The organism is Vibrio sp. Vb339 (assembly GCF_902751245.1).
Taxonomy (GTDB): domain Bacteria; phylum Pseudomonadota; class Gammaproteobacteria; order Enterobacterales; family Vibrionaceae; genus Vibrio; species Vibrio coralliirubri.
This window is the reverse complement of sequence record NZ_CADDIS010000002.1, coordinates 903,135-928,753: the sequence shown is the minus strand read 5'-3', so window position 1 is coordinate 928,753 and position 25,619 is coordinate 903,135. Positions and strand designations below refer to the sequence as shown.

The 25,619-nt window shown below is 45.0% G+C and carries 27 protein-coding genes and 1 pseudogene; 8 read left to right on the top strand and 20 right to left on the bottom strand.

The genetic code is table 11. The features are described from left to right. The first annotated feature begins 1 nt into the window (after position 1). From HRQ85_RS12785 to lysC, 5 genes are read left to right on the top strand one after another with little or no spacing between them, the layout of a single operon-like run. A complete protein-coding gene (locus HRQ85_RS12785; protein WP_172379777.1) occupies positions 2-1,168 on the top strand; it encodes a baseplate J/gp47 family protein in 1,167 nt (388 codons plus the stop codon). Between the two features lie 24 nt (positions 1,169-1,192). Next, positions 1,193-1,453, top strand: coding sequence for a hypothetical protein (locus tag HRQ85_RS12780; protein WP_172379776.1), 261 nt, complete (start codon positions 1,193-1,195; stop codon positions 1,451-1,453). Further along, the gene (locus HRQ85_RS12775) at positions 1,450-1,989 is read left to right on the top strand and encodes a lysozyme (protein WP_172379775.1); all 540 of its coding nucleotides are present in this window, start codon (positions 1,450-1,452) and stop codon (positions 1,987-1,989) included. Before HRQ85_RS12780 ends, HRQ85_RS12775 begins: the two co-directional genes overlap by 4 nt. Then, positions 1,976-2,353 (top strand): hypothetical protein, encoded by a 378-nt coding sequence (locus tag HRQ85_RS12770; RefSeq protein WP_253918857.1) that lies wholly within the window; start codon positions 1,976-1,978, stop codon positions 2,351-2,353. Before HRQ85_RS12775 ends, HRQ85_RS12770 begins: the two co-directional genes overlap by 14 nt. Then, complete coding sequence (gene lysC, locus HRQ85_RS12765) at positions 2,295-2,627, top strand: Rz1-like lysis system protein LysC (protein WP_216655512.1); 333 nt, start codon at positions 2,295-2,297, stop codon at positions 2,625-2,627. Before HRQ85_RS12770 ends, lysC begins: the two co-directional genes overlap by 59 nt. 134 nt (positions 2,628-2,761) lie before the next feature. On the opposite strand, the gene HRQ85_RS12760 is transcribed toward lysC, so the two are convergent. The 13 genes from HRQ85_RS12760 to HRQ85_RS12700 all read right to left on the bottom strand — a co-directional run bounded on the left by HRQ85_RS12760 (position 2,762) and on the right by HRQ85_RS12700 (position 12,628). After that, positions 2,762-3,037, bottom strand: a complete 276-nt coding sequence (locus tag HRQ85_RS12760) for a hypothetical protein (RefSeq protein ID WP_048615421.1) — start codon at positions 3,035-3,037, stop codon at positions 2,762-2,764. Then, on the bottom strand, positions 3,022-3,471 hold the full coding sequence (locus HRQ85_RS12755) for a regulatory protein GemA (protein WP_172379774.1): 450 nt from the start codon (positions 3,469-3,471) through the stop codon (positions 3,022-3,024). The genes HRQ85_RS12760 and HRQ85_RS12755 overlap by 16 nt, the downstream gene beginning before the upstream one ends. Continuing rightward, complete coding sequence (locus tag HRQ85_RS12750; RefSeq protein WP_172379773.1) at positions 3,468-3,749, bottom strand: hypothetical protein; 282 nt, start codon at positions 3,747-3,749, stop codon at positions 3,468-3,470. The genes HRQ85_RS12755 and HRQ85_RS12750 overlap by 4 nt, the downstream gene beginning before the upstream one ends. A 301-nt stretch (positions 3,750-4,050) precedes the next feature. Beyond that, positions 4,051-6,459 carry a hypothetical protein gene (locus tag HRQ85_RS12745; RefSeq protein WP_172379772.1) on the bottom strand — a complete coding sequence of 803 codons (2,409 nt, stop codon included), beginning with the start codon at positions 6,457-6,459 and terminating at the stop codon, positions 4,051-4,053. Between the two features lie 455 nt (positions 6,460-6,914). Further along, positions 6,915-7,319 (bottom strand): hypothetical protein, encoded by a 405-nt coding sequence (locus HRQ85_RS12740; protein WP_172379771.1) that lies wholly within the window; start codon positions 7,317-7,319, stop codon positions 6,915-6,917. Positions 7,320-7,648: 329 nt separating this feature from the next. After that, entirely contained in the window at positions 7,649-7,870 is a 222-nt protein-coding gene (locus HRQ85_RS12735) for a hypothetical protein (RefSeq protein WP_172379770.1), read from the bottom strand. A gap of 10 nt (positions 7,871-7,880) precedes the next feature. Next, positions 7,881-8,522, bottom strand: coding sequence for a DUF3164 family protein (locus tag HRQ85_RS12730; protein WP_132715487.1), 642 nt, complete (start codon positions 8,520-8,522; stop codon positions 7,881-7,883). After that, positions 8,519-8,770 carry a hypothetical protein gene (locus tag HRQ85_RS12725; RefSeq protein WP_172379769.1) on the bottom strand — a complete coding sequence of 84 codons (252 nt, stop codon included), beginning with the start codon at positions 8,768-8,770 and terminating at the stop codon, positions 8,519-8,521. The genes HRQ85_RS12730 and HRQ85_RS12725 overlap by 4 nt, the downstream gene beginning before the upstream one ends. Then, positions 8,770-8,988, bottom strand: coding sequence for a hypothetical protein (locus HRQ85_RS12720; RefSeq protein WP_172379768.1), 219 nt, complete (start codon positions 8,986-8,988; stop codon positions 8,770-8,772). The genes HRQ85_RS12725 and HRQ85_RS12720 overlap by 1 nt, the downstream gene beginning before the upstream one ends. Then, the gene (locus tag HRQ85_RS12715; protein ID WP_172379767.1) at positions 8,985-9,389 is read right to left on the bottom strand and encodes a BlaI/MecI/CopY family transcriptional regulator; all 405 of its coding nucleotides are present in this window, start codon (positions 9,387-9,389) and stop codon (positions 8,985-8,987) included. The genes HRQ85_RS12720 and HRQ85_RS12715 overlap by 4 nt, the downstream gene beginning before the upstream one ends. A 2-nt stretch (positions 9,390-9,391) precedes the next feature. After that, a complete protein-coding gene (locus HRQ85_RS12710; RefSeq protein WP_172379766.1) occupies positions 9,392-10,324 on the bottom strand; it encodes an AAA family ATPase in 933 nt (310 codons plus the stop codon). Beyond that, positions 10,321-12,351 carry a transposase domain-containing protein gene (locus HRQ85_RS12705; RefSeq protein ID WP_216655511.1) on the bottom strand — a complete coding sequence of 677 codons (2,031 nt, stop codon included), beginning with the start codon at positions 12,349-12,351 and terminating at the stop codon, positions 10,321-10,323. The genes HRQ85_RS12710 and HRQ85_RS12705 overlap by 4 nt, the downstream gene beginning before the upstream one ends. Positions 12,352-12,385: 34 nt before the next feature. Next, a complete protein-coding gene (locus HRQ85_RS12700; RefSeq protein WP_172379764.1) occupies positions 12,386-12,628 on the bottom strand; it encodes a helix-turn-helix domain-containing protein in 243 nt (80 codons plus the stop codon). A gap of 162 nt (positions 12,629-12,790) precedes the next feature. Between HRQ85_RS12700 and HRQ85_RS12695 the strand changes: the two genes are divergently transcribed. Further along, positions 12,791-13,519: an XRE family transcriptional regulator gene (locus tag HRQ85_RS12695; RefSeq protein ID WP_172379763.1), complete on the top strand. Its 729-nt coding sequence runs from the start codon at positions 12,791-12,793 to the stop codon at positions 13,517-13,519. Positions 13,520-13,702: 183 nt separating this feature from the next. Here the strand turns inward: HRQ85_RS12695 and HRQ85_RS12690 are convergent. The 4 genes and pseudogenes from HRQ85_RS12690 to HRQ85_RS12675 form a co-directional block, all read right to left on the bottom strand. Beyond that, positions 13,703-14,965, bottom strand: a pseudogene (locus HRQ85_RS12690) (PHP domain-containing protein); the annotation flags it as partial. Between the two features lie 110 nt (positions 14,966-15,075). Beyond that, positions 15,076-16,545: a Y-family DNA polymerase gene (locus tag HRQ85_RS12685; RefSeq protein WP_172379762.1), complete on the bottom strand. Its 1,470-nt coding sequence runs from the start codon at positions 16,543-16,545 to the stop codon at positions 15,076-15,078. Between the two features lie 3 nt (positions 16,546-16,548). Next, positions 16,549-17,256 (bottom strand): translesion DNA synthesis-associated protein ImuA, encoded by a 708-nt coding sequence (imuA, locus tag HRQ85_RS12680; RefSeq protein WP_172379761.1) that lies wholly within the window; start codon positions 17,254-17,256, stop codon positions 16,549-16,551. A 154-nt stretch (positions 17,257-17,410) separates the two neighbouring features. Then, positions 17,411-18,151 (bottom strand): YciK family oxidoreductase, encoded by a 741-nt coding sequence (locus tag HRQ85_RS12675; RefSeq protein WP_017629695.1) that lies wholly within the window; start codon positions 18,149-18,151, stop codon positions 17,411-17,413. A gap of 137 nt (positions 18,152-18,288) precedes the next feature. On the opposite strand from HRQ85_RS12675, the gene sohB reads away from it, so the two are divergent. Continuing rightward, positions 18,289-19,356, top strand: coding sequence for a protease SohB (gene sohB, locus HRQ85_RS12670; RefSeq protein ID WP_165906396.1), 1,068 nt, complete (start codon positions 18,289-18,291; stop codon positions 19,354-19,356). 197 nt (positions 19,357-19,553) lie between these two features. Here the strand turns inward: sohB and HRQ85_RS12665 are convergent, their stop codons facing one another. From HRQ85_RS12665 to HRQ85_RS12655, 3 genes are all read right to left on the bottom strand, one after another. Further along, positions 19,554-21,116: a SpoVR family protein gene (locus HRQ85_RS12665; protein WP_172379760.1), complete on the bottom strand. Its 1,563-nt coding sequence runs from the start codon at positions 21,114-21,116 to the stop codon at positions 19,554-19,556. A gap of 11 nt (positions 21,117-21,127) precedes the next feature. Next, positions 21,128-22,399 (bottom strand): YeaH/YhbH family protein, encoded by a 1,272-nt coding sequence (locus HRQ85_RS12660; RefSeq protein WP_017062133.1) that lies wholly within the window; start codon positions 22,397-22,399, stop codon positions 21,128-21,130. A gap of 127 nt (positions 22,400-22,526) precedes the next feature. Continuing rightward, a complete protein-coding gene (locus HRQ85_RS12655) occupies positions 22,527-24,461 on the bottom strand; it encodes a PrkA family serine protein kinase (RefSeq protein ID WP_029405329.1) in 1,935 nt (644 codons plus the stop codon). Between the two features lie 354 nt (positions 24,462-24,815). Here HRQ85_RS12655 and HRQ85_RS12650 point away from each other — a divergent pair, with 354 nt between their 5' ends. Then, positions 24,816-25,571, top strand: coding sequence for a MipA/OmpV family protein (locus HRQ85_RS12650; protein WP_172379759.1), 756 nt, complete (start codon positions 24,816-24,818; stop codon positions 25,569-25,571). Positions 25,572-25,619 lie beyond the last annotated feature (48 nt).

Genomic DNA, 25,619 nt, shown 5'->3' with positions numbered 1-25,619 from the left:
TATGACCAATCGATTCCCTACTATTCCAGAGCCGCAACTGGTCGAGGTGAATTATGACGCCGACCTTGTCAGCCTCAAGCAGCGTTACCAAGCGGGCACCGGGCACTATCCTGGCCTTAACGATCCCGAAACGTTTCATCTTGAGCAAATCGCGTATGAGAAGAACGAGCTCAAAGCGCTGCTTAACTACGAAAGTAAGCAGAACCTTCTCTCGTTTGCTGACAAAGAGCGTTTAGACAACATCGGTCTACTGACCGAAACCGAGCGTCTGCCCGCGTCAAAAGCCCGTACGGTAATGGCCTTTACCTTTACCCCTCATACTGGCTTTGTCATTGCGAAGGGCTATCAAGTGATTGCCGTGGATAACCAGACCCTGTTTGAAACACTGGAAGAGGTGGTGGTCAGTGCGGGCACGCAAAGCATCAATGCCAACGTCGAGTGCATCGACGCTGGCCTTCAGGGGAATGGCTTCTTAGCCGGACAAATTAATCAAGCCGTTGCGCCATTGGATGCGCTTGAGAGTGTGACCAATACCGAAACCACACAAGGCGGCTCTGACATTGAGAATGATGATGACTTTGCCTATCGAATCTATATTTCGCCGTCAAAGTTCAGTGTGGCTGGGCCTTATGAGGCGTATGAGTATTTTGCTCGTTCAAGCAGCTCGTCGATTAAAAACGTGTCGGTATGGACACCCTCGCCGAATGAAATTGAGATAAGCGCGATTTTGCAAGATGGCTCGCTCCCCAACCAAGCCATCAAGGATTTGATTAAATCAGAGTGCTCAGGGGATAAGCGAGTGCCTATGGGGGATTTGGTGCGCGTGGTGGACGCAACGGATGTCACGGCAACGGCGAGCTTTCACCTGCAGATATTCAGTGACTACGCCTCATTAGCGGAGTCCATTCAAATGACGGCAAAAACGAATATTGAATCCGTCATTAATACGTGGAAGACGCAGCACGGACGCGACATTGTGCCTGCGGCCTTAACGTCGCTGGCTCAACGTATTGAAGGCGTGTACCTCGCGAAAGGGGCGCTAACCGATAGCGATGGCCAAGTGATTGCTGACACGAAACCGGTGACTCAAAAACAAAGACCGCTTATCACCCTCACGGCCGTTACCTTTGAGGTCATCACTGAAAGCAGTCAACAAACCTTTGAATAACAATAATAAGAGAGAGAAAAGCCAATGAGTGAAACGGGAATGAAAGCCATATTGATGTCTCTCACGGATTTAGCGGGCTTAAAGAAAGTGGGTACGTCCGTGATGGCCACGATTGTCAGTTTTGGTGTTAATGATATTGCGCAACTCGTTGCGATTACGGTGGGTATTATCTCGGGTTGTATGGCCATTCGCCATTATGCGGTGGCGACCCAACTCAATAAAGCCAAGCTGGCTCGCTTACAAACCGGTGATGACAGCGTGATGGAGTCGGAGGAAACCTCATGAGTCTGAAAGCGAACGCAACGAAAGCCTTGGTGTGCTCCATCACCGCCGTGTTGGCCATCGTGTTTAACATCGATGACGCATTGAGTGTCAGTGAACCAGGCCTGCGTCATATTGCGAATGAAGAAGGTTGCCGCGCTCAAGCCTACCAATGCAGCGCCCATACTTGGACTCTCGGCCTTGGGCATACTCAAGGGGTGAAGCAAGGTGACTCGGCAACGAATGAGCAAATCGCCCACGACTTTGTTAAGGATGTGGCCAGCGCTGAGAGCGTGGTAAACGCGCTCCTTACACAAACGCCGAGCCAAGCGGAATACGACATGATGGTGAGTTTTGTGTTCAACCTCGGCGCGAGCAACTTTGCTCGTTCGACCTTGCTCAAGACCTTTAATCAAGGAGACCACCGCGGAGCCTGCTTACAATACCCGCGTTGGGTCTATGTCAATAAGAAAGACTGCCGCATAAAAGGCAGTGGCTGCGAAGGTATCCCCAAACGGCGAGATAAAGAAATGGCGATTTGTTTGAATGGATGGCAATAACATGGGGATTCTTGGCCAGCTTAAACGCACGGCTTTTTGGTTAGGCGGCGCCATACTCATCGTGAGCTTGCTGGTGAACTACCAGCTCTTCCACTACACCAGTGAGCTAAAAGCCAGTAACCAAATGCTAGGTGAAACCATTACCAGCCAGGAAACCACTAATCATTTATTGGCTGAGCGCATCACGATGTTAACCACCCAAAGGCGTGAAGCGCAGCAAGTCGCGGATGATACGTCGACTCGAGAGCGCCATGCTCGACATCAGCTAACAACACGCGTTGAACAACTGGAAAAGGAGCTTGAACATGAAATATGCAGCGCTGAGCCTATCGCTTATCCTGTTGGCTGGGTGTCAGGATACTAAGGTTGTCACTCAGTATGAATACCAAGATATTATCCAATCACCACCGGTGGGTGACTTGGTGGAGTGTGAGCAGCCGTTTGACCAAAAGCCGCTGACTTATGGCGAAGCGGCCAGCCGTGATGCTGTCTGGCTTACGTACTTTCGATTGTGCGCCTGTAAGATAGAGCGCAATCGAACGTTCTACGGTTACACCAATAAAAATGACGCTTGCTCCAAACTCGATGCAAGCGCCATTCAAACTCTTCCATCACTGCCTACTACCCAAACAGACTGAGCTGCTCCTCTGGTTTGCCATTGGCGGTTTCACCTTTGTCCTTTACAAACACAAACCAGGTTTGCAGTTTTGAGGCAAAGAAATAGCCATCTCGCACGTGGTTGCGCTGGGTGCGAGTGCAGCTATTAAATACCTCATAGGCTGGAAGCATACGGATCGGTTTCGATGGCATGATAATTACTCCTTCTCCATAGGTACTCGGCCAGCTCTTTAGGGGTGTACCAGTTACGAATACCTAGATCACTTTTGATGATCGCTTTATCAATGGGATTGAGCGCGGCTTGAAACTCGCTTGCCGCGATGCGGTTATCGGGATACATCTCCAGTAAGAGCGCTTCGAGCTCTTCTTGGGTCCGAGGGTTTAACACCTCATAGCGAGGCTCGGCCCGAAACTTTACTCGCCTTGACATGATGCCTCCCAACGTTCAAGTCCCACAATCACAGCACGTATCGTGTCACGAGTGAGCCAACGAGCGCGTTCGACTTTTACCGTGCGTTTCACAAAGCTATCTAATGCGGGGTCATCCAACCCTTGCCAGCCCATAGATTTAGCCAACGCCGCCAGCTTTGCCCATTGTAAGTTGGATGGCTGGCGAGACGAACTGCCTCCCAAGCGCTTTTTAAACTTGATTGAGTCTTCCAAATAGCCTTGACGCTTTAACTCTGCGACCAACTCACGCAACGTATCATCACTCAAGTCTTTGCAGCTAGTTTGACCCGTTTGAATGCCTAGGTAGTTGCGATACTCATCGTCATCATAAAAGCCCATACGGTCATTCAACAGCGCTTTAACACCTTTATGTACCAAACCATAGTAAGCATGACGATTTATCTTCATTTTCATAGCGCCTCCTCAATGGGTAAGGTGAAAGGTTTACCAAGCCAGTTCTTGTTGGCGACACGAAGCAGTAGCGCCGCAAAAAACTCGGATTTTTCTTTAGTGGAAAAGCCAGCATCTCGACGCAGCGTATCGAACAAATCCGCACTGTCGGCATCGAGGATGAACTTACGCTCGACGCGACCTAGCGCCTTGCTGCGCATACGGCTATCGCGGGTTCTATCGGCTTGAGATTTGGGGTTATCGACTTTAGGACGCCCGATACGAGCGGAAGAAATGACCATAAACGTTACTCACTCACAATAAGTTATTGTTCATAGTTTATGCATTTGGAAGCGTTTGTAAGAAAAACTTGATGGAAAGGCACGGAAAGCCCAGTCCAATGCCTTGGTCAATTGATTCGTGCCAGCGATTGCCTATGTACGGAATTATGCATGATCTGAGACTCATGCAAACCTGTACTTTAGTTCTACACATTACTCATCATAGATGTACCACGTCTTTGGACAAAAGTGTGTTATCGAATTTTCTAAAATAGCTTTTAGCGGATTAATAGAAGTATGGAAAACAACCTCTTTTGAGTGGTCAATTCTCATTCTTCACTACATACTTTTGACGCCACCAATCTGCGTAGCTTTGCAAGCCTAGATAGATTTGTTGTGTACAGTCAGCCAACACATCTAGGTCTTTCAACTGATAAGTATAAATCTCTGCAAGCTCCTTGTGTTTAGCTGTCCCTTTATTCCATGCATCACTCAAGCTCATATCGTCGATAGAAAAAAGTTCAGTTCCAGTTAGTACGATAACAGTCGCACGTTGTACCCCAGTTCTTCTTTCTATTTCTCGCCCCCAAAGTGCTAGCCTTTTTAATCGAGTGGCTTCTTTAATCGATAACTTGCTCTTTAATGTAGAAAACACCAAGATCGCCCCGGGATGCCTTACCGCCAGCTCTTTCATAGCCTGAACATCCTTAGTTGTGAAAGCTTCTTTAGCAAAACTTTTAGCTTCTCCAAATATGAGCTTTGCGTGCGAGTTAGTATCGAATGCGGGAGTTTGTTGAACCCAAACGATATAGTCTGCTTCTATTTTTTTTCTATCTGAGTAAGTGAGCTCTCGACCAGATGTCCAAGACATCTTAGAAAAGCTGATATCACCAATAACTTCTGAAAAGAAGCGCAGGCTTAGCGCTGCTGAATAACCACCTTTAGCATAATTCGGCAATGCAAATGGACCAATAAGTCGATAAGCCCATGCCAATTTATTCTTTGTATCAAGCTTAGGGAACTCAAAACTCTTCATGCAAAGATTACATTGAAGAAAGTAATCTAGCTTACGCAGATCAAACCAGTTAGGGTGCCCACAATGCGTACACTTAACCTCTGCACCTATTTCGACAGCGCCGCAATCTACGAGTTTTTGAAAGCTATTATTTGCTCTACGCTGATTTCCAGAGACGATACTCATCTTGTTTTTAAATGCGTTTACATTCTCTGTCTTCGAAGCCGGTTTCATAGCTATTTTGTTTAGCTCTTCTACGACCTTTTTGTTTGCAAGCGCTCTTACTCCCCCAAATCCCCCCATTGTATCTATAATTTGGTGGGTAGATCTTCCGGCATCAGATTGCACACTTGAAATGTCTAAAGTTCTTAACCATTTGGAAATTGCATCAGAGCATGAGTCTATTTCTAAGTAGTTTTTCCCCATTGAACTTCTAGGAATTAGCACAAGGCCTTCGGTTGTAGCAAGCACTATGTCCCCCCCCATATACGGAGATGGAAATTTGGGGTTGCGAAAGTCTATAGGAAATACAGTATTAACTGCTTCTTTGCCCCAGTTCCTAATCTGAACTATGTTAGCCCATTTTTGCCCCCCTCCATGCCTATCGACAAAGTCAGGCAGCAAGGCATCTGTCTTCGTTATCTTCTCGGATTCAGAAATTAACTGTTCACTATCCCTTTCTTTTACAACAAGAACAGGCTTTTGTTCTCTAACCACTCCTTTATATTGCTTGGCGTCAAATGATGGATACCAGTGCTGAATACAATTGGCTTCTTTTTTATCTACACTAATATATGCTCTAAATAAGCCTTCTGCTTCATCTTGATTGATACTTCTAGCAAACATCACTGTGGGGCGAATCATTACACCATGCCTGTTTCCGGGAAGAGGCCGATAGTTACGTAATATGAACTGCTTACAAAAATCACTTAGCTTTTCAATCCATTGCTTAGGCACCGGAACAATGCTATTCGGATATACCGCTCTTAAGTTCCAATAGTCCAGTAAATCATATGGTTTGGTAAAATCGAATACGAAGATGGCAGGATCTTTGTGGTGATTGGGGTAGCAATTGATTTGCGCATTAGCGATATCTAAAGGAGAAAGAGTCACTTTGTTAAAATAAGTTTTTAATACTTCGGCATCTAAATCCAACTCTTGTGGAGAGAAGATATCTTTAAAAACTTTCTCGTAATAACTGTAATTGTCCCTAGAAGTGAAGCCACCAAATAAACAGCTAGCCATCATATCTAAAGCGACTGAGTCACCTTTTATTAACGCAATATCACGAGGTATTCTATGATGATATTTGTACTCAGTGTCGTATAGGTGTTGATAAAGGTCGTATACATCTTGACCAAAACTTTTCCAGCCTTGTTGTCCATCTTGATCTATCAATAATTGTTCAAGGCTTATAATTCTGTCTTCTTTGTAGCCAGACTTTGCTGCTAGACCTTCTTCACATTCAACTAATACATCTGGTTCAAAAAAGTCCAGATACCTATTGAGTGACTCACGTGGCTTTTCTTTCCTAGAGGCACCATCAGACCACCATTTAGGTGTTCTGCTAAATACAGGAATTATTGGGTTATACATCCCGCCCCATAAGCAGGTGTTTACTTTGAATATCTCAGCAATACTTTTACCGTCATTTGGTCTCACTAGAAAACCAAATCGAATTGGGCGTAGTTTAGTTTTTATGTTTATAGTTTTCATATTTACCCCTGCGATAATCGGCCTCTATCAGTCGTACATTTCAAAACAAACATGTAATAACAATAAGTTAACACCTATTTATTGAGTAAAAACAGTAATCAAAAGACACTCTGTAGCATAAGAAAAAGTAGGTCAATTGATGCTTAGGTGGAATGTGAATTCAACCAGACATAACTCTGAAAGGGGCAGAAATAATTCACGAAACAGGTTGTTTCGCAATTGTGCAAGGACCTCTTGCACAATTGAGTCCGAGAGTTTGTCCAACAACCTGTTGGGCAATTGGGAAACAGCTTGTTTCACAAATAAATCTCATGATGGTCTCTTGCGTTCGAAACACGCCTTGGGGCACAAACGTTTTAGAGTCGTAGCACTAAGGCGTTCTTGTCCCACAGAGAGACAACATGCCTCACCACGGCCTTTCCCTTAGTTGTAGTTTTTACCTCTAACAACCCATGTCATTGTCCTCTGCTAACCTCATCTATATTAAGTGCTAGCTCTAGCTCATGGGGACTAGCCTGATATGTTTTTTCATGGTTCCATTTCGGCAACGTTAATAGTGTATTTACGGTAGCCTTGTCTTGGTTCGATATTCGCATCCCAAAAATCACAGATTCTAAAGCCTCTGGCGCAAAGTATATTACACCACTATCATCACATAACAACCGGACTTCTTGTTCATATGCCCAATCTCGGTGTTTTTTTGTAAAAGCTGTTTTGAAAAGAGCTTGCTGCTTATTGTACCCGTTCACAACCCCGTCGGACTCATTGAACACATCTTCGTTTTTTATTGCCATATATTTATCATCAGACTGTCTAACTTGGTTATGGCCCGAAGCGACCTTACCAACATAAAAAATCATTTTTACTGCGTGAACCTTGTTGCGGTCACATGAGCAGGATTTGAGTAAATTCCGGTTGTCTTCGAACACGCATGTTATGGCTGAAAATAATAATGGGGCATAGATATGCTAGAATTTTTGTTCTAGCATATTTGGTTTGATTTAGTAGAAGGGTAGGCATTCTTTGATAGTCAGATCCAAGGCATGATTCCCCCACTTACTTATACTTGAATTGGGCCATACATCCCTGTATTGATAATCGCATTCCAAATTGTTTTTATTCAAAGTGAAGCCGAAATGGGATCGCGTAGAACGCCGCTTGTCTATATTTAATTAGTTGGTTATTGAGTTTATTTACTCGTTGCGAGTAACGGTTTATCAGCCTTGCAGACGATGGTTCTTAGCATGGAGATACGAGTCAGATTTCCACATCTCACACTCGGCTTACCTAGACGATCTAATACTTTCTGGGCTAGTATTTTTGCCTCTTGAGGATCACGTGCAAGCATGCATTCGAGTGAGCCTTTAGCATCATCGACACTAGTCCCAATTAAAGTGGCCACTTTATCCATGATGACATCCTTATAGCTTGCTGAAGTTTAAGTGAACCTGTTGATATTCGCCTTCATCATCGCGTTCGTAGAAGTTGAAGTACGACTTACTACCAATGATGAGCAGTGACTCTTTTGCTGCTTCCTGCGCCTTACGCAATGTTTCGTCTTGGAAGTCTTTGCCAATAAAGCTAATGGTGTTTGCAATAGAGGCATCGTTCACAAAGAAGTCTTGAACCGCGATTAATACATCATGCGGCAGTTTGTCTTTTTGGCTATTGTAGTAGTCACGCGCCAACTGACGAGCTGCATCATGCTCAGGACCAAGGGTTTTCAGTTTGGCGGTTTTGTAAGTGATTTTGTATTTTCCATCAAAGCTAAACATCGCCACGTTATCGCCATTCCCTCGGGTATGTAGTTTCGTACCGTAGCTCTCTAGCATTTCAATGCGAAACTCTTCAAAGGCTTTCACTAGGTTCTCTTTGAAGGCTTGAAGATGTTTTTGATGCGTTTTTACCTGCTTAACCAAACTGGTGACGAACGCATCTTTACGCAGCTCATGAGCGGGAATGTTGCACTGTGCGATAAGGTTGCCTTCCGCGTTATACACAAAGCCTTCCGGTGCGGCTGGACGAGTTGGCTTTACTTCTGGTTGTTGAGTCGTTTTATTCATTGTGGTGCTCCTGTTTTGACAAAATGGTCAGCTTTAATAAGCTCGTTCTGTTGTTTTAAAAATTGGTTGACGGCCTGATAAGCCGTGTCTTTTGCGCCGTAAGCAGCGATGGCTGTGTGTGATCCCACTTGGGTCAATGCTTCTGCCCGATAATCGACGATAGAGAATTCTCCGAGCCCGTTTTGGTTATTTGGGTCAAAGCGAACAATCACTTCGAGCTTAATGTCTTGATTGGATTGCTGTCCCATTACGCCTCCCAATAAATAATGCTGTGGTTAAGCTTGACGGCTTGCATGTGTCGCTCGATGCCTTGACAGTTCATGTTGATATCGAATTTCGCGATGTTGGCATCAACAATTAATAAAGGTCTATCACTCATCACAAATTCACCTTTTCCTTTTGGTTTACGGCTGGCGACTCGACCGCCACGCAACCAAACAAATTCATCCGTTTCTCTGCGACTCATATTGCCTCCCAAGGACGTAGAACTTGGTTTAATAACCGGTAAGCAGGAGAGAGTAAAAATTGAAACTCTGCATCCAACTGAGAGTTGTTTCCTTTGCCTGTTTTGGGTCTGCAATCCTTACAATAACCATGGTGTAAGTGCCATTGCAGAGTCTTTCCTCGGCACGTAATGCACGGGGCATAAGGTGAGGCTCCTGTCAGTTGATAGAGGTACGCATTCCCTTTTTGCCCACAAGCGGTCACTGCGCCATGCGCTTTCAACCGCATCAACAGGTTCTTAATGGTGGTGAGCGCAAGGCGGTCACGTCCAACTTGTTGTTGCCAAAGTGCCTTACACGTACAGGGCTGGTGCTTAGTCAACAGTGCCATTACGACCTCAGTAGTGTTGAGTAATAGTGTCATGGCTACACTCCTATGCTTTCTTTCAAGTAGTGGTGAGCCGCAGCCAAGTGTTTCGGTGTCAACGGCTCATGGTTTCGGGATGCTGACGAACTGGCTAACATGATCATGTCTGCGAGTGTTCTGAGTTGCCCTGTGGTTTTCGGTACAATGGCGTAGGCCGCTTTAAACAGCTCTTGGTCTTGAATACCCCAAGCCTGCATATAGCTTTTGATGTCATCATTTGACGTCACCTTGATGCAAGTTGGGCGTATCATTCGGCTCCAAATCGGGTTCATGTTGACTTGAGAGCGAGCTGCGCTCATACGAGTACGCACGACATCATTACCAAGAAGAAACACGCCGCACTTACGTTCAGCTAAAATACGCAAGCCATTCAATACATCATCTGAAAGGTATTGCGCTTCATCGATGATGATAAGTCCGTTTGAGCCATCTAACTCTTGTGCTATCGCTTTTTGCATGCGGTAGACCGTCATGTTGGAGGCTTTGATATTCATGCGCTCACAAAGCTCAGATAGAATGGCTCGCGCTGATTTACACAGGTTTGAAGCGGTCACAATCCAGACATTATTGTGTTTGCGTTGATACTCTTCTGCTGTGACTGTTTTGCCAATACCTGAGCCTTCATACACCATCGACCAGCGACGCATCGTGCGAGCCAAGTCCATCAACTTCCAAATGGTTTCCGACGTTGGCAACATCAAAAACTCAGGCTCTTGAAGTGACGTATCGGCGAACTCTTCAACTTGGGTACACCGTGTATTCAACCAGGTTTCAAGTTTATGAAGCTGGGTTCCGGTGTCGCCTGTATAAGGTTTGTTATTGAGTAACTTACTTAAAATGCCTTCACCAATATCAGACTCTTTGGCAATCTTACGATTACTGAGGTTTTCACTGACTTTCACGGCAAGGACTTGTTGAATAATGTGGTTCATTTTGCTTTCCCGTATTGCTGCATCAATGCGTCTAAATCCATCGTGGGCTCAAAATCTACGCCCACCGCTTTCTTCTCGAGCAAGCCTTCAAATTCACTTGGGTTCATTTGATGTTGCTCTGGGGCTCTTGGTAGTTCTGGTGTCATTTCAGTAATACTCGGCACCATGCCGCCTAATGGCTCTGGCTTCTCATCGCTGCGCGTTAACTGAGCAAGGTCGTCATTCGTTAATCCGACCATTTGCTCCTTTAACCACGCGGCTCGATTAATATCTTCACTTTGGTGTAGGCTCTGACGGCGTGCCGCACCTAAATCGTCATAAGCCGCATCAGCAAACAACGGAACCTCGCCGATGAACTCTCCACGCTCACTGTAGGCATACACACAGCCTGTTAAGTCATAAGGGTTGAAGCGAAGATGAACACTTTGACCGATGTATTCGAACAACAGCGGGCTGCGGTAACGATTCGACAAATGCTTGCTGTAACGCCCTGCGTTTAATTCAACTAAACCGCCAGCATGAACCTTCACGCTTTTTCGGGTGCGGTGCAGACACAAGCGCAACTGTGTTGCGGTGGGTTTACGTACTTGGATTTGGGTGTAACTTTGCTCAAACACTTGCTTATAACTGTGAATGCCACGTGCCATCTCACTGCGACGGCCTTTCTGGCTATTCCAATCGGCCACCCACTCGGCAAATAGCTCAACCACTAACTCAACAGGTACTGTGGTTTCACCGTAATTCGCGGGTTTGCTGGTGGCGGATTCACCTGCGTAGGCTCCGGCAAAAGCTGGATGGCGTTCAAACTGACCGATACCACCTTTAGAATGGAACAAGCGCTCAACAGGTTTAGCTCGCGCGTTACCTTTACGGCCTACATTGTCATCTTCAACGCGAGTCCAGTTCACTTTTGAGCCTAGAGCCGTAATCGCGCCTTCAATCTCAGCGTTATCAAACTTCTTATGCTCTAACTTGCCTTTGCCTGTCGCTTTAGGGCGTGAGGTTCGGCCTGTCATCGCTTCACTTAGCGCTACAGCGCCTCGGTCAAGGTCGAATACTTCAGGAATGCTGAACGTTGAAACCATATTGAAAAGCGCAATTCCCAACATCTCGGTGTTCTCTGTAATATCAATGGCGTAGCCCACAATCATCGAACTATAAACATCCTGGAACACCCAAACGGTAGGACGAAGCACCGTGCCATCTTCCATATGACAGCGAATGCGAAACTCATGACCATCACCCGATACGCGCTGCATAGCATGCATACCGACTCGTGTGCGACGCTGCGCAGGGACTAATGTTTGCTTGGCTGCAAACAAGCCACCTCGGCAATACACTTGAAGCTCATAGGGGATATCGGTATTCACACGCTCTCGGATTGTGGAGAGGCAAGGCACACTCCAACCTTCACGCTTAGCGGCTTTGCCCATGCGGTTATAACACTCGGTGATGGTGGGCTGCTCAGGTCGTAAATAATCGGCCTGAAACATAGACCAAGCTTCCGGTGACAAAGGAGCTGTTCGCTTACCGTGAGAGCCAATTCTATCGAGAAGTGCTGGCAACCAATCTTCCACAGGGATCTTGTTGGTTTGTAATCCTGGGATGTTGTAAAACCAGCTCACAATTTTGGAATAGGTTCTTCCTGACTCTTCCGCCACGCGCTTCATTGATTTACGCATGCTAATACCCGATTCAACGTACGCTTTAACTCGCATACACAACTCATAACGCTGCTTGGTTGACGCTTTCTTGCTATCGGTCGCTTCTTCGTACTCAAGCCATAGTTCGTCGGAAGTAGGGGTAACTGCCTGACGTACATGACGACTACCTTCAGCTTGCTCCGTCTTTTGCTTTGCGATTTCACGCAATAAGTACAAGCGGGTTTCTTCTGGCAAGCAGTCGATATGATATTCAAATGCTTTTGAGCCTTGGCGCTTACGTTTTTGGTCTGGCTTATTTGTAGTTAGGCGGTCTAAATTATCTCTAGTTCTTACATCCGAACTAGGCATTAAGGGGGCGCTCATTATTTCTTTAGCTGTAAACCACATACGACATACCTCAAGCAGCTCTATTTGCACAACGTGTAGGCCAGATATCTTCAGGTTTAAGCCCTAAAGCATTAGCAATAATCTCTTCGCCTTTAGGCCATGGACGATCTAATGCGTTATTCAACGTATTGGCAGCCAGCCCATTCTTTATTGAGAGTTGGCGTAACGATACTTTTTTCTTATGCAAAGCGGCCACAATATCTGCTCTGTGCATATCCTCGGTTGGTATAAATGTAGTGTCTGATCTATTCATTTTTGATACCCTGTGCAATTAGTTCACAAACTAAGCTGAAAACATAATTCAACGAATTAACTTGATGAAATTAATTGTTGATCATATTTTTACGAATGTAAACGTATTTTTCCGCTTACCTGTAAATTTCCACGAATTAACTTGATGGGTGGTTGTTTTTCAATGACTTACAAAGAAAAAGACGCTGAAAACAAAAAAGACAAAAAACGTATTATTCCATCAAAGAGAATAATACAGTTCAAAGAACGCTTGGTTGAGGTTATTGGCGATGAGGCAGTCCTATCATTCGCAAAAAAAAGCGGAATGTCTGAGGGCGTTATGCGCAGTTATATAAGAGGAGATACATTTCCATCTTTAGACCGCCTGGAAGCGATAGCGACCGCAGCTAAAGTAGATTTGAATTGGTTGGCTACTGGTAAAGGTGCAACAACACAGTTAATAGAGGTGCCTGTTAGAAAGGGTAATGTTGTAGAAGTTATTCAATATGACTTTAAAGCAAGTGCCGGTGCGGGATGCTTAGTGGTGTCAGAGAACCCTGTAGCAAAGTTTGAGTTCTCGAAAGAGTGGTTGATTAAACAAGGCTTGAACGGTAAGCACCTGACAGTCGTAGAGATGTATGGTGACTCTATGGAGCCGACATTGATCGATGAAGACCTTATGCTGGTGGAAGTAATTGATAGCCCTAAGCAAGCACGTGATGGCGTATGTGTATTTCGCATTGATGATGAAGTAATGGTCAAACGTATTCAATATGACTTTGCTAGCGGTGGATATCATGTAACAAGTGATAACACTGCCTACAAGCCATTTTTCATTGGCGAAGAGTTTGAAGGACGTTTCCAGCTTCTTGGGCGTATGGTGCGAGTATTGCAGAGAGCAAAGAAAGCATAATTAAAGGAGCTGTTACAACATAAAGGGATCTGTTTTAATCTTTAACTAAGATCTTACCTCAAAAGCCCTAATTTATTGAATCATCCACTTTAGGGCTTAAACCATTATTTACAATTTAGTTTCAATAGGTTATAGGTGTATAGTTCACTTTGTCTTTTGTATTAACTTATAATTATCTCTCTCACCCAATGCTTTGCCGACATCTCTTACCGCACTTTTAAAGCGATAAGAAATGACCGTTGCAGCAAGCGCGGCCCGCTCTCTACCGTATTTTTGGTAGATGTATTGGATGACTTCTTCACGGCGTTCGTGTTCAAAATCGACATCAATATCAGGCGGCTCATCGCGCTCTTTACTGATGAAACGCTCAAACAGCACCGAGATCTGTCTTGGGTCAACAGAGGTGATTTCTAAGCAGTAACAGACCACGGAATTGGCCGCTGAACCTCGACCTTGGTAAAGAATGCCTTGGCTTTTGGCAAACATCACGATGTCATGAATGGTGAGAAAAAAGAAAGGGTAGTCAAGCTCGCCAATTAACCCCAATTCTTTCTCTATGATCTGTTGGATGTCGTTAGGTACACCTTGTGGGAAGCGAGTCTGTTTTCCTTTTTCGACCAACATGCGCAGATAACTCATGGGTGTTTCACCTTGAGGAATCAGCTCACTGGGATATTCGTAGCGCAAGCTATCTAAATCAAATTCACACAGCTCAGAGATTCGGTTGCTCTCTTCTAGCCACTCCACTTTGAAAATATGAGAGAGTTTATTGATACTCCGTAAACAACGTTCTGCATTAGCAAGTAAGTGACTGCCCACTTCGGTAATGGGCTTTTGGTACTTTATCGCAGTGAGTGAGTGCTGCAAGGGTAAGCGATTCGCGTTGTGCATCAGCACGCCACCACAAGCTGTTATCGGCAGTTGATGATGCTGTGACAGCTCAACGCAGTAATCTGTGTACTGCTGGTCGGTTTGCTTTAGGTGTCGTTGTAAGCCGATCCAAAGCCGACCTGAATGGTGCTGGGAGAGCCATTGTCCCCAGTGCGCGTCTTCATTTTTCTGTTGAGGAAGCCAAAGAATAAAGCAGTGCTTAGCCGACATGATATCCCACTCAGAGAGCTGATAATGTCCCTTGCTGCTACGACGTCTCGCGTTGGTAATAATACGGCATAGCTCGGCGTAGGCTTGTCTGTTTGGGCATATCAAGATCACTTGGCACTCTTCATTTAGCCAAAACATGCTCCCGACAATTTGCTTGAGTGATAGTTTATGTTGCTTGATTGCAGAGTGAACCTTAACGATGCCCGCGACTGAGCACTCATCAGTAACCGCGAGTGCTTTGTAACGTAAGAAGTCGGCCTGTAAAACAAGCTCCTCTGCGTGTGAGGCTCCCTCAAGGAAGGAGTAATTGCTTTGACAGAAAAGCTCTGAATATTGCTGAGACATAACGTATTCTCACTTAACCATTGCGAGTGAACATGATTGAAAAGGGACGCTGAAATTGAATAAGTAGAACGGATGAGCTAACGAAGTTCTCTTACTGACTTTCTTACCGACTAGCTAAATAAGCCGTGCAAAAACCATTGCTTATCTGGCGTTCTAAATATCCAGAGCCACCGACCGTTTTCACTGTGAGCAATAAAGTAGTCACGAATGACCTTCTCTCCGTCCCACCAGCCAGCCACAATGCGCTCAGGGCCTTGAGATAAGGTGACGCTTTCGGTTAAGGCTTCGGGCTCTGGCAGTAAAATACTGGGCCGGAGTCGTTGTTGATGGACGTTGAGAGCTATGGTTTGTTGATCGCTTCCTGGGGGGGCTTGCCTTTTTGTCACAGACTTACTCAGTGTTGGGAGCGAGTACTGATTGGCCTTTTCTGGCCTTGGATCGTGCTGTATTTTTGGTGTTTTAATGCAAGCTTGCCCAAGCTTTGCTTGCAGTAGTGAGAGCAAATCTAACGCGGCAAGTGTTCCAGTATTACCATCAAAAAGATCATGGTAGGCCATTTGGGGCTCTCCATGACGAACCAAGCTGAGGGTCAGCCCTTGAACCGGTGCTGTGAGCTTTAGTGACTCTAAGGTGAGATGGGTAAGGTTCACCCATTTTCCAGCAAGGTAATCGCCTTGTGCCGAATAAAAAGAGACAGGGTGATCGTCTTTATCTCTTAGGTGCAAAGTCAGCGTTAACTCGAAAGCCACTCGGTCGCGTAGCTTCAAAAAACACTCGAGTTGATTCAGTAATATCAGCAACGGCTTGTCGATAAATAGGATGTTTTCAATATCAAACAACAGCTCCAAATATTGCTGGAAATTCTCTGGTGGGTGATAGAAATCAATCGGGTGCTTGAACTGGCCGTTAAGGCGACCGACATAATTCACCAGGTCGATATCAAAGCGACGCGCGACCTCTTGTAAAGGCAGCTTTAATAGATCTTCAACGATATTGATACCGACACGGTTCAGGCGTTCTACTTGCTTGGTCGGTAGCTCACTGGAATTCAATGCTTGTTGATTGACCCAAGCTTTCATCTGCTCAATATTGTTTGTTGCTTGGTTGATCGCTTGCTTACCCAAAAGGATCGCAGAAAGCGGCGAATAACCCGTAGCGAAGCTGAACTGGATATTGAGCGTTTCTAAGTGGCTTTTGAGCTCATGCCAGTAGTTATCTAGCCCGTCGTAAAGTGACAGCATGTTAGAGGCTTTAATCAACAAACCATTAGGTGGCAATAACGCCATGTCGGAAGTGACTAGATACGCCCATTGAGCGATCTCTTTGAGCTTACTTTTCTCCAGTTCAATACTGTAAGGGTGGACGTGTAAGTTGTGACACAGCGCTGCTGCAGACCCTAAGCCCATACCAAGCGAAATTCCCGATTGCAGCGCAGCTGGGTTTGCTTGCAGTACACGGTGATCTTTTTCATCCACGATGATAATAGGTTGTTCGCGTGAGTCTTCGCTCGAACCCAATTCATTAGAGTTAAACAAGGTATCCAACTGCAGAGACGGAAAGTGCAGATAAAGCCACAACATACGCTAGCCTTGCTTCGCAATAGGAAAAGCCAGTACAGTGTTACCAGGCAAAGTACGGTCTAAATTGTCTTCATAAACGACTTTCTCTGTGAGTAATGGCCAGTTGTGTGTCATGTCTAGAATAAAGCTGCCATACGACCAACTGCCTTTTCTTTTTGTTACCTCTACCTTCAATCCTTGGGCGTGAGAAGACAGCTTCATGCTTAAGGAAACGGGCAGGGATAGTTGATTATGGCTGGTGGCTTTAAAGTGAAACTGCAGGCACTTACCGGTTTCGCTTGCTGCTTGTAAGCGCTTTGTTTGGTGTATTTCTAGATCGGCTCCCCATAGCAATACAGAGTGACAAGCACCGCTTTTGAGACACTGCTCAGCTGCCCACAACGCATCGAGATCGCGTTGAGGCTGGATAACGAGAATGTTCTCTAATTCAATGCTTTGGCTGCTAAAAAACTCGGCACAGATCTTCCCTGGCGGATTAATGAATATGGCCAGCTTTTGCGAGTTTTGTTGAGATAAATAGGGCGTAAGTAGGCGAAGCTCGCCGATCCCTTGTTGTGATTCAACTTCAATAACGCCGTGCGTCGGGAAGCCGCCATCAAGCTGTTTATCCAGTTGAGGATAGCCTGTTGAAGTGGTACTTCCTTGCGTTGTTGATTGTAACCCTTTCCAGATTAGCTGGCGGTCTTGTAAGTTTTTTATTAGTTCATGCATAATTTAATACCTGTATATTTATACAGTATATTTAACAATGAAAAAGATGCAAAGCAAAATGATGAAAATCAGGTGAACTAAATATTAGATGGTTGATTTAGATACAAAAAAGCCGCTATAGAAGCGACTTTTTACTGTTGGTTAATGATATCAGTTACTTAGGTTGAGCATCGATACATTGGCCATTAATGTCTGTCACACTTGGGTTCATTAAGTGTAGGTACAGTGGGATGATGTCGAGTGGCGTCTTTAGCTTATTCGCATCTTCTCCTGGGTACGCTTTTGCACGCATGCGTGTTTGAGTGCCGCCCGGGTTGATTGCGTTAACACGGATGTTTGTGTCTTCAAGCTCGTCCGCTAGGATTTGCATCATACCTTCGGTAGCAAACTTAGAAATTGCGTAAGTGCCCCAGAATGCGCGGCCAGAGTGACCAACCGTTGAAGAGGTAAATACGATGCGACCCGCTTCTGCTTTCTTAAGTGCAGGTAGCAGAGCTTGAGTCATCAAGAACTCAGACTTCACATTGATCTGCATAACATCATCAAAGGTTTCTTCATCAATCTGCTCAAACGGACTCAGAGTGCCGAGAACACCTGCGTTATGAAGTAGGCCATCTAAACGACCGAACTGTGATTCAATGGTTTCAGCCATATCAATGTAGTTCTGCTTTGTCGCACCTTTTAAATCCAATGGGATAATCGCAGGTTGTGGGTAACCAGCGCTTTCGATTTCATCGTAAATGAATTCAAGGTTTTTAACATTGCGGCCTAACAGAATGACAGTTGCGCCATGTTGAGCGAAGCTTAGTGCTGCTTGGCGACCAATGCCAGCACCGGCACCTGTAACCAAAATTACTTTATCTTTGAGGGCATCTGTAGAGATTGGGTAATCCACTGTGCTTATCCTTCTTTCTTTTATTATGTTCGTCATTCCATTGATGTTTAATCACACAGATAACCGCAGGAATGATGAGAAATTCTTGGTAATCGTGACAAGATGGTTACAATACACTAATTCATACAATAGGGGATATGACATTGGAATTTTTGTTGGACTACGGCTTGTTTTTAGCCAAGATTGCGACCGTTGTAATCGCCATCATCGCAATTTTAGTGATTGCTAAATCTGTGGGTGGGAAATCAAGCGCGATTAAAGGTGAGCTGGAAATCACGAACCTATCTGAACACCACAAACAGACGATTGAACAATTAGAGCACCATCTACACGATGATGCTTTCATCAAAGCCCGTGATAAAGCAGAAAAGAAAGCGGAAAAAGAGAAAGTAAAATCACGCGGTAAAGAGGTGAAGAAAGCAGCGAAAGAGGGGGAGCTTGATAGCAAGCGTGAACCACATCTATTCGTTCTTGATTTTAACGGCAGCATTGATGCGAAAGAAGTGGCTTCATTACGTGAAGAGGTAACGGCGGTTCTGGCTGTGGCTCGTGAAGGTGATGAAGTATTGCTTAAACTTGAGTCTGGCGGCGGCATGGTTCACGGCTATGGTTTGGCGTCTTCTCAACTTGATCGCATCAAAGCCGCAGGTTTGCCTCTGACTATCTCGGTAGACAAAGTCGCAGCAAGTGGCGGTTACATGATGGCATGTATCGCAGACAAAATTGTATCTGCACCGTTTGCTATTGTTGGCTCTATTGGTGTTATCGCTCAACTGCCAAACTTCAACAAACTGCTTAAAAAGCATGATATTGAGTTCGAACAGTTAACGGCGGGTGAGTACAAACGCACGCTTACTATGTTTGGTGAGAACAGCGATAAAGCACGTGAGAAGTTTAAAGAAGAGCTAGAAGAGACACATGGCCTATTTAAAGACTTCATTCATGATCACCGTCCAGCACTCGATCTTGAAAAAGTAGCAACGGGTGAACACTGGTTTGGTACGCAAGCACATGAACTTGGGCTGGTGGATGAGATCAGCACTTCTGATGATTTAGTCGTAGCGGCATGTAAGGACAAAACAGTTCTAGCGATTCACTACGTACAGAAGAAAAAGCTTTCAGACAAACTAGCGGGCGTGGCAGGTAAATCTGCAGACAGCGTGCTGATGAAGCTGATTGAACGCGGCCAAAAGCCGATTGTTTAAGCTTATTGAGTTCTAGTTCTAGTTCTAGTTTTAGGCTTAGTACCTTACGTTTATTTACAGATGTTTGAGCCTTAAAAAGAAAGCGCATAAGTCATCAGACTTATGCGCTTTTTTATTGCTCCACTTCCGAGCGGGTGACCACTATGTTGTAGGGGGAGCGGAGTTTTATACCAAGCACTTACTTACTGTGATTGATATTAAATCTTGGCTCCATAATCATTACGTTTTGGACAAGTAGTCAGAATCTCTCTATGACCCGTATCTTTGAGCTCTTCCAAAATCACATCAAAGCCCCACAGGCGATAGAGATGCTTCATCACTTCGTCGTAGCCTTTATCAAGCGGGATACGGTCATGAGGCACATATTGCAGTGTCATTGAGCGGTCACCACGAACATCGACATTAAATACCTGAATGTTTGGTTCAAGGTTACTTAGGTTGTATTGCGCCGCAAGCTTCTCACGAATCAGGCGATAGCCCGGATCATCATGAATGGCACTTACCTCAATGGTATTTTTACGGTCGTCGTCGAGTACAGAGAACAGCTTAAAGTCTCGAATGATTTTTGGAGAAAGGTATTGGCTAATAAAGCTTTCATCTTTGAAATTGTGCATCGCAAAGTGCACCGCTTCTAACCAATCACTTCCTGCCAGATCTGGGAACCATTCTCGGTCTTCATCGGTTGGCTCTTCACAGATGCGTCGGATGTCTCTAAACATCGCAAAGCCAAGCGCATAAGGGTTTATTCCGCTGAAATAAGGGCTATTGTAGGCGGGTTGTGCGACGACACTGGTGTGGCTGTGTAGGAATTCTAAGATGAACTTATCACTCACCAAGCCTTCGTCGTAAAGGTGGTTAAGAATGGTGTAGTGCCAGAAGGTTGCCCAGCCTTCGTTCATCACTTGAGTTTGTTTCTGAGGGTAGAAGTATTGGCTCACCTTGCGAACAATACGAACACACTCACGCTGCCAAGGTTCAAGCAGTGGTGCGTTCTTCTCGATAAAGTAGAGAATGTTTTCTTGAGGCTCACTAGGGAAGCGGATCTTGGTCTCTTCTTCCTTACTTTTATTCTGAGGAACGGTTCGCCACAGCTCATTCACTTGAGATTGCAGATAAGCTTCGCGTTCTTCTTGCCTTGCTGTCTCTTCTGCAATGGAAATCTTCTCAGGGCGTTTGTATCGGTCTACGCCGTAATTCATCAGTGCATGGCAAGAATCAAGGAGCTGCTCGACCTCAGCGACGCCATATTTCTCTTCACAACCACTAATGTACTTCTTAGCGAACAACAAGTAATCGATGATGGAACTGGCATCGGTCCATGTTTGGAACAGATAGTTGCCTTTAAAGAAAGAGTTGTGGCCGTAACAAGCGTGAGCCATTACCAGTGCCTGCATTGTGACCGTGTTCTCTTCCATCAGGTAAGCGATACAAGGATCGGAGTTGATTACGATTTCGTATGCCAAGCCCATTTGGCCATGCTTGTAGTTTTGCTCGGTTTGAATGAATTTCTTACCAAATGACCAGTGGTTGTAATTGATCGGCATACCAATGCTCGAGTAGGCATCCATCATTTGCTCTGAAGTAATCACTTCAATTTGATTTGGGTAAGTATCTAAACGGTAATGCCGCGCCACACGTTTGATTTCTACGTGGTATTTCTCCAAGAGGTTGAATGTCCAATCTGGACCATCAGGCAGCATCTTGTCGTTTTTCTTCTTTGCAGCTTTGTCTTTCTCTGCAACGTTTGATTTCGCTGTCATGGCAAACTCCCTTACGCTGTCTCTTTCTGGAACAGTTCTCTAAACACAGGAAAAATATCATCCACCGTTTTAATGTTTTTCATGGCAAAGTTGTCAAAGCTACTCTCGAGTTTTTCGTATTCGTGCCAAAGCGTTTGATGAGAGCGGCGTGTTATTTCGATGTAAGAGTAATATTGGCAAGTTGGCAGAAGCGTATTGACCAGTAACTCTTTACAACGAGGAGAGTCATCCGCCCAGTTATCGCCATCAGAGGCTTGTGCTGCATAGATGTTCCACTCATTAGCAGGGTAGCGGTCTGCGACAATTTCCTTCATCAGTTTCAGTGCGCTCGAAACAATGGTGCCACCCGTTTCTTGTGAGTAGAAAAACTCATGTTCGTCGACCTCTTTAGCCTGAGTATGGTGACGAATAAACACAACATCGACGTTTTCGTAGGTGCGGTTTAAGAACAGATACAGAAGAACATAAAAGCGCTTCGCAATATCTTTTGTGGCCTGATCCATAGAGCCCGATACATCCATTAGACAGAACATCACGGCTTGGCTAGATGGAATAGGGCGCTTCTCGTAGTTTTTAAAACGTAAGTCGAAGGTGTCAATGAACGGCACGCTTTCAATCTTTTTACGTAACTCGGCAATCTCTTCTTTGAGGCGGCCCTCTTCAAAAGGTTGCGCCGGCTCCGTCATTTTAACTTGGTCAAGCTGCTCCATCAGTAGGTTAAGCTCACGCTTTTTACCTGCTGTCATCGCGGTTCTACGAGCCAGAGATTGCTGCAGTGAACGAACGATAGCGATGTTGGATGGAATCCCCGCGCTTTGGTAACCAGAGCGGTGAGTTTTCCATTCGGTGATTTTGTTGACCTGATTTTTCTCTAGATTAGGTAGAGCTAAATCTTCAAAGAGAATATCAAGATACTCATCTTTTGAAATTTGGAAGGTAAATTCATCTTGGCCTTCGCCATCAGGGCTTGCGTCGCCTTGGCCTGAGCCACCACCTTGACCACCACCTTTAGGGCGTTCGATTTTATCGCCAGTGATGAACTGATCATTACCTGGGTGAACGCGCTCTCTTACGCCGCCTTGACCTTGGTGAAAGTTCGGCTCTTTGATGTCTTTATGGGGAATAGTGACGTCTTCACCTGTTTCTGTATTGGTGATTGAGCGTCGGTTAACTGCATCGGCCACAGATTCTTTGATTTGCTCTTTATGGCGTCGTAAGAAACGCTGTCTATTCACAGCACTCTTATTTTTGCCATTGAGCCTCCGATCGATAAATTGTGCCATAAGAACTCCCTCTCAGCTGATGTCGCGATCCTACTTTTTATTCGGGTATAAGAGTTATTGATTTAATTAGGTATAAAAGTTATTGGTTTATACGAGCTGCTCAGTTGAGCAGCTCAATACCGTTTAGTTATGAGGATTTACGAACTCTTAAATACCACTCTGATAGCAGTCTCACTTGTTTCTCGGTGTAGCCTTTTTCCATCATACGAGCAACGAAGTCGTCATGTTTTTTCTGATCATCCGTTGAGGTCTTAGCATTGAACGAAATAACAGGAAGTAGCTCTTCTGTGTTAGAGAACATTTTCTTCTCAATCACAGTGCGCAGTTTCTCGTAACTCGTCCACACTGGGTTTTGACCGTTATTGTTGGCTTTGGCACGAAGCACAAAGTTCACAATCTCATTTCGGAAGTCTTTAGGGTTACTGATACCGGCGGTTTTCTCGATTTTCTCTAGTTCACCATTCAGAGAAGCACGGTCAAATAGCTGGCCTGTTTCTGGATCGCGGTACTCTTGGTCCTGAATCCAGAAGTCTGCGTAGGTGACATAGCGGTCGAAGATATTTTGACCGTACTCAGAGTAAGACTCTAGGTAAGCGGTTTGAATCTCTTTACCGATGAACTCTACGTAGCGTGGCACTAGGTATCCTTTCAAGAACTCTAGATACTTCTCAGCGGTCTCTTGAGGGAATTGCTCACGTTCGATTTGCTGCTCAATAACGTAGAACAGGTGCACTGGGTTCGCGGCCACTTCGGCTTGGTCGAAGTTAAACACACGAGATAGGATCTTAAAGGCGAAACGCGTTGATAGCCCAGACATGCCTTCGTCAACGCCAGCATAGTCTCGGTACTCTTGGTAGCTCTTCGCTTTTGGATCGGTGTCTTTTAGGGTTTCACCATCGTAAACGCGCATTTTTGAGAACAGAGAAGAGTTTTCAGGCTCTTTCAGTCTCGATAGGATGCTGAATTGCGATAGCAGATCGAGTGTGCTCGGTGAACAAGGGGCTTTCGATAGCTCACTGTGTTCAAGTAGTTTCTGGTAGATCTTAACTTCTTCAGAGACGCGCAGACAGTAAGGGACTTTTACAATGTACACACGGTCGAGGAAGGCTTCGTTGTTTTTGTTGTTACGGAAGGTCTGCCACTCAGATTCGTTCGAGTGAGCCAGAATCATACCGTCAAATGGCAGTGCAGAAAGCCCTTCGGTACCGTTAAAGTTACCTTCTTGTGTTGCCGTTAGTAGAGGGTGCAATACCTTGATTGGTGCCTTGAACATCTCCACGAATTCCATCACACCTTGGTTGGCTTTACATAGCGCACCGGAGTAGCTGTAGGCATCAGGATCATCTTGAGAGAAGTGTTCAAGTTTACGAATATCAACTTTACCAACCAAAGACGAGATATCTTGGTTGTTTTCATCACCTGGCTCTGTTTTCGCGATCGCGACTTGATCGAGAATAGAAGGGCGCAGTTTGATGACTTTGAATTTGGAAATATCACCGCCAAAATCGTGCAGACGTTTCGCTGCCCACGGAGACATAATTGAGCGAAGATAGCGTTTCTCGATGCCGTATTCATTCTTCAATAAGTCGCCATCTTCGTTAACATCGAATAGACAGAATGGGTGATCGTTTACAGGGCTTCGTTCACCGTCAGCAGACAATACATAGATTGGCAGTTTCTGCATCAGGGCTTTGAGTTTTTCAGCGAGAGAAGATTTACCACCGCCCACAGGGCCAAGTAGGTAAAGGATTTGTTTACGTTCTTCTAAACCTTGCGCAGCATGTTTTAAGTAAGAAACAATCTGTTCAATCGCATCTTCCATACCGTAGAAATCTTTAAATTCGCTGTAGCGTGAGATGACACGGTTTGAGAAAATACGACTCAGATGAGGGTCTTGAGCGGTGTCAATGACCTCCGGTTCGCCAATGGCTAGTAATAAGCGCTCGGCAGCATTAGCGTAAGCACTTTTATCGTCTTTACACAGCCCTAAGAACTCTTGCAATGTCAGCTCTTCTTCCTTGGCTGCTTCATAACGTGATTGATAGTGGTCAAAAATACTCATAGTCACATTCCCCTTGTTAACCAGTCAAAACTGACGAGCGATTGAAAAATAGGCTCTCCCTACATTTTAAGGTTAGACCCGCTTCCACAATTTTGCTTAACAATTATGTATTTATTTACAATTTTGCGTGTGAAAAACGTGGCGAGCACAATACGCAACTTGAGGCGCGTAGAATCAAATTATTTTACATTCGAGGGGATCTGGCCGTTTGTTTTGAGATTTTAGGTCGCTTAATAATACTCACAATGGATTTATGTGCATTAGATGTATAACTGGGCTCTATTGATTTTTCGGAATGAAGTGCCATATAATGCGCGGCGTTATCAAAAATTGCTCAATAAATAGGTAGATGTAGTGAAGAATAATGGGTTAAAAATAGTGGCTATCAGTGCTGCGTTACTGGCTTCAACGACAGCACATGCAAGAATCTCGCAGTGGTCATTGGGTGTTGCCGCCTCTTATTCTCCTGCTGTTTATAAAGATACACCGTCAAACCGTGCCGTGATCCCTATGGTTGGTTATGAAGGCGAGCACTTCTTTATGCGTGGTTTCAGCGCTGGTTATCGTTTATTACCAGCAGGCTCACCGCAAAACATCGTATTTCGAGCGGTCTATGATTCAAGAACATTAAAGCCGGGTGATTCCGATAACGTCGATATTCAAAAGTTGGATGAGCGCGATGCCTCGATATTGGGCGGTATCAGCTATCAAGTGATCACTCTGGTTGGTATGTTTGAAGCGACTGCTGGTTCGGATTTAGGCTTTAAGCACAACGGCATCTATGCGGAAGCGGCATGGCGTCTACCTATTCGTCGCAATGGCTGGGCGATTACCCCATCTATTGGTTACGCCTACAACAGCGAGCGTTTGAACAATCATTTATATGGTGTGAGTTCAGCTGAAGCGGCAAGAACTAACTTAAATGAATTCGACGCAGACTGGGATGGTCAGTACTTTATTGGCTTAGGTGGCTATCTGCATGTTACGCCAAATGTTCGAGTAACTGGTGGCGTTCGTTATACCAACCTTGAAGGTGATATAGAGAATAGCCCAATACTTGAAAGTGGCATCAACATGGCCGCAAACGTTGGTGTTGCTTACGTCTTTTAATTACTTTGGTTTTTCTCTTTGTGTACGAACATTAAAAAAGGGTTACTC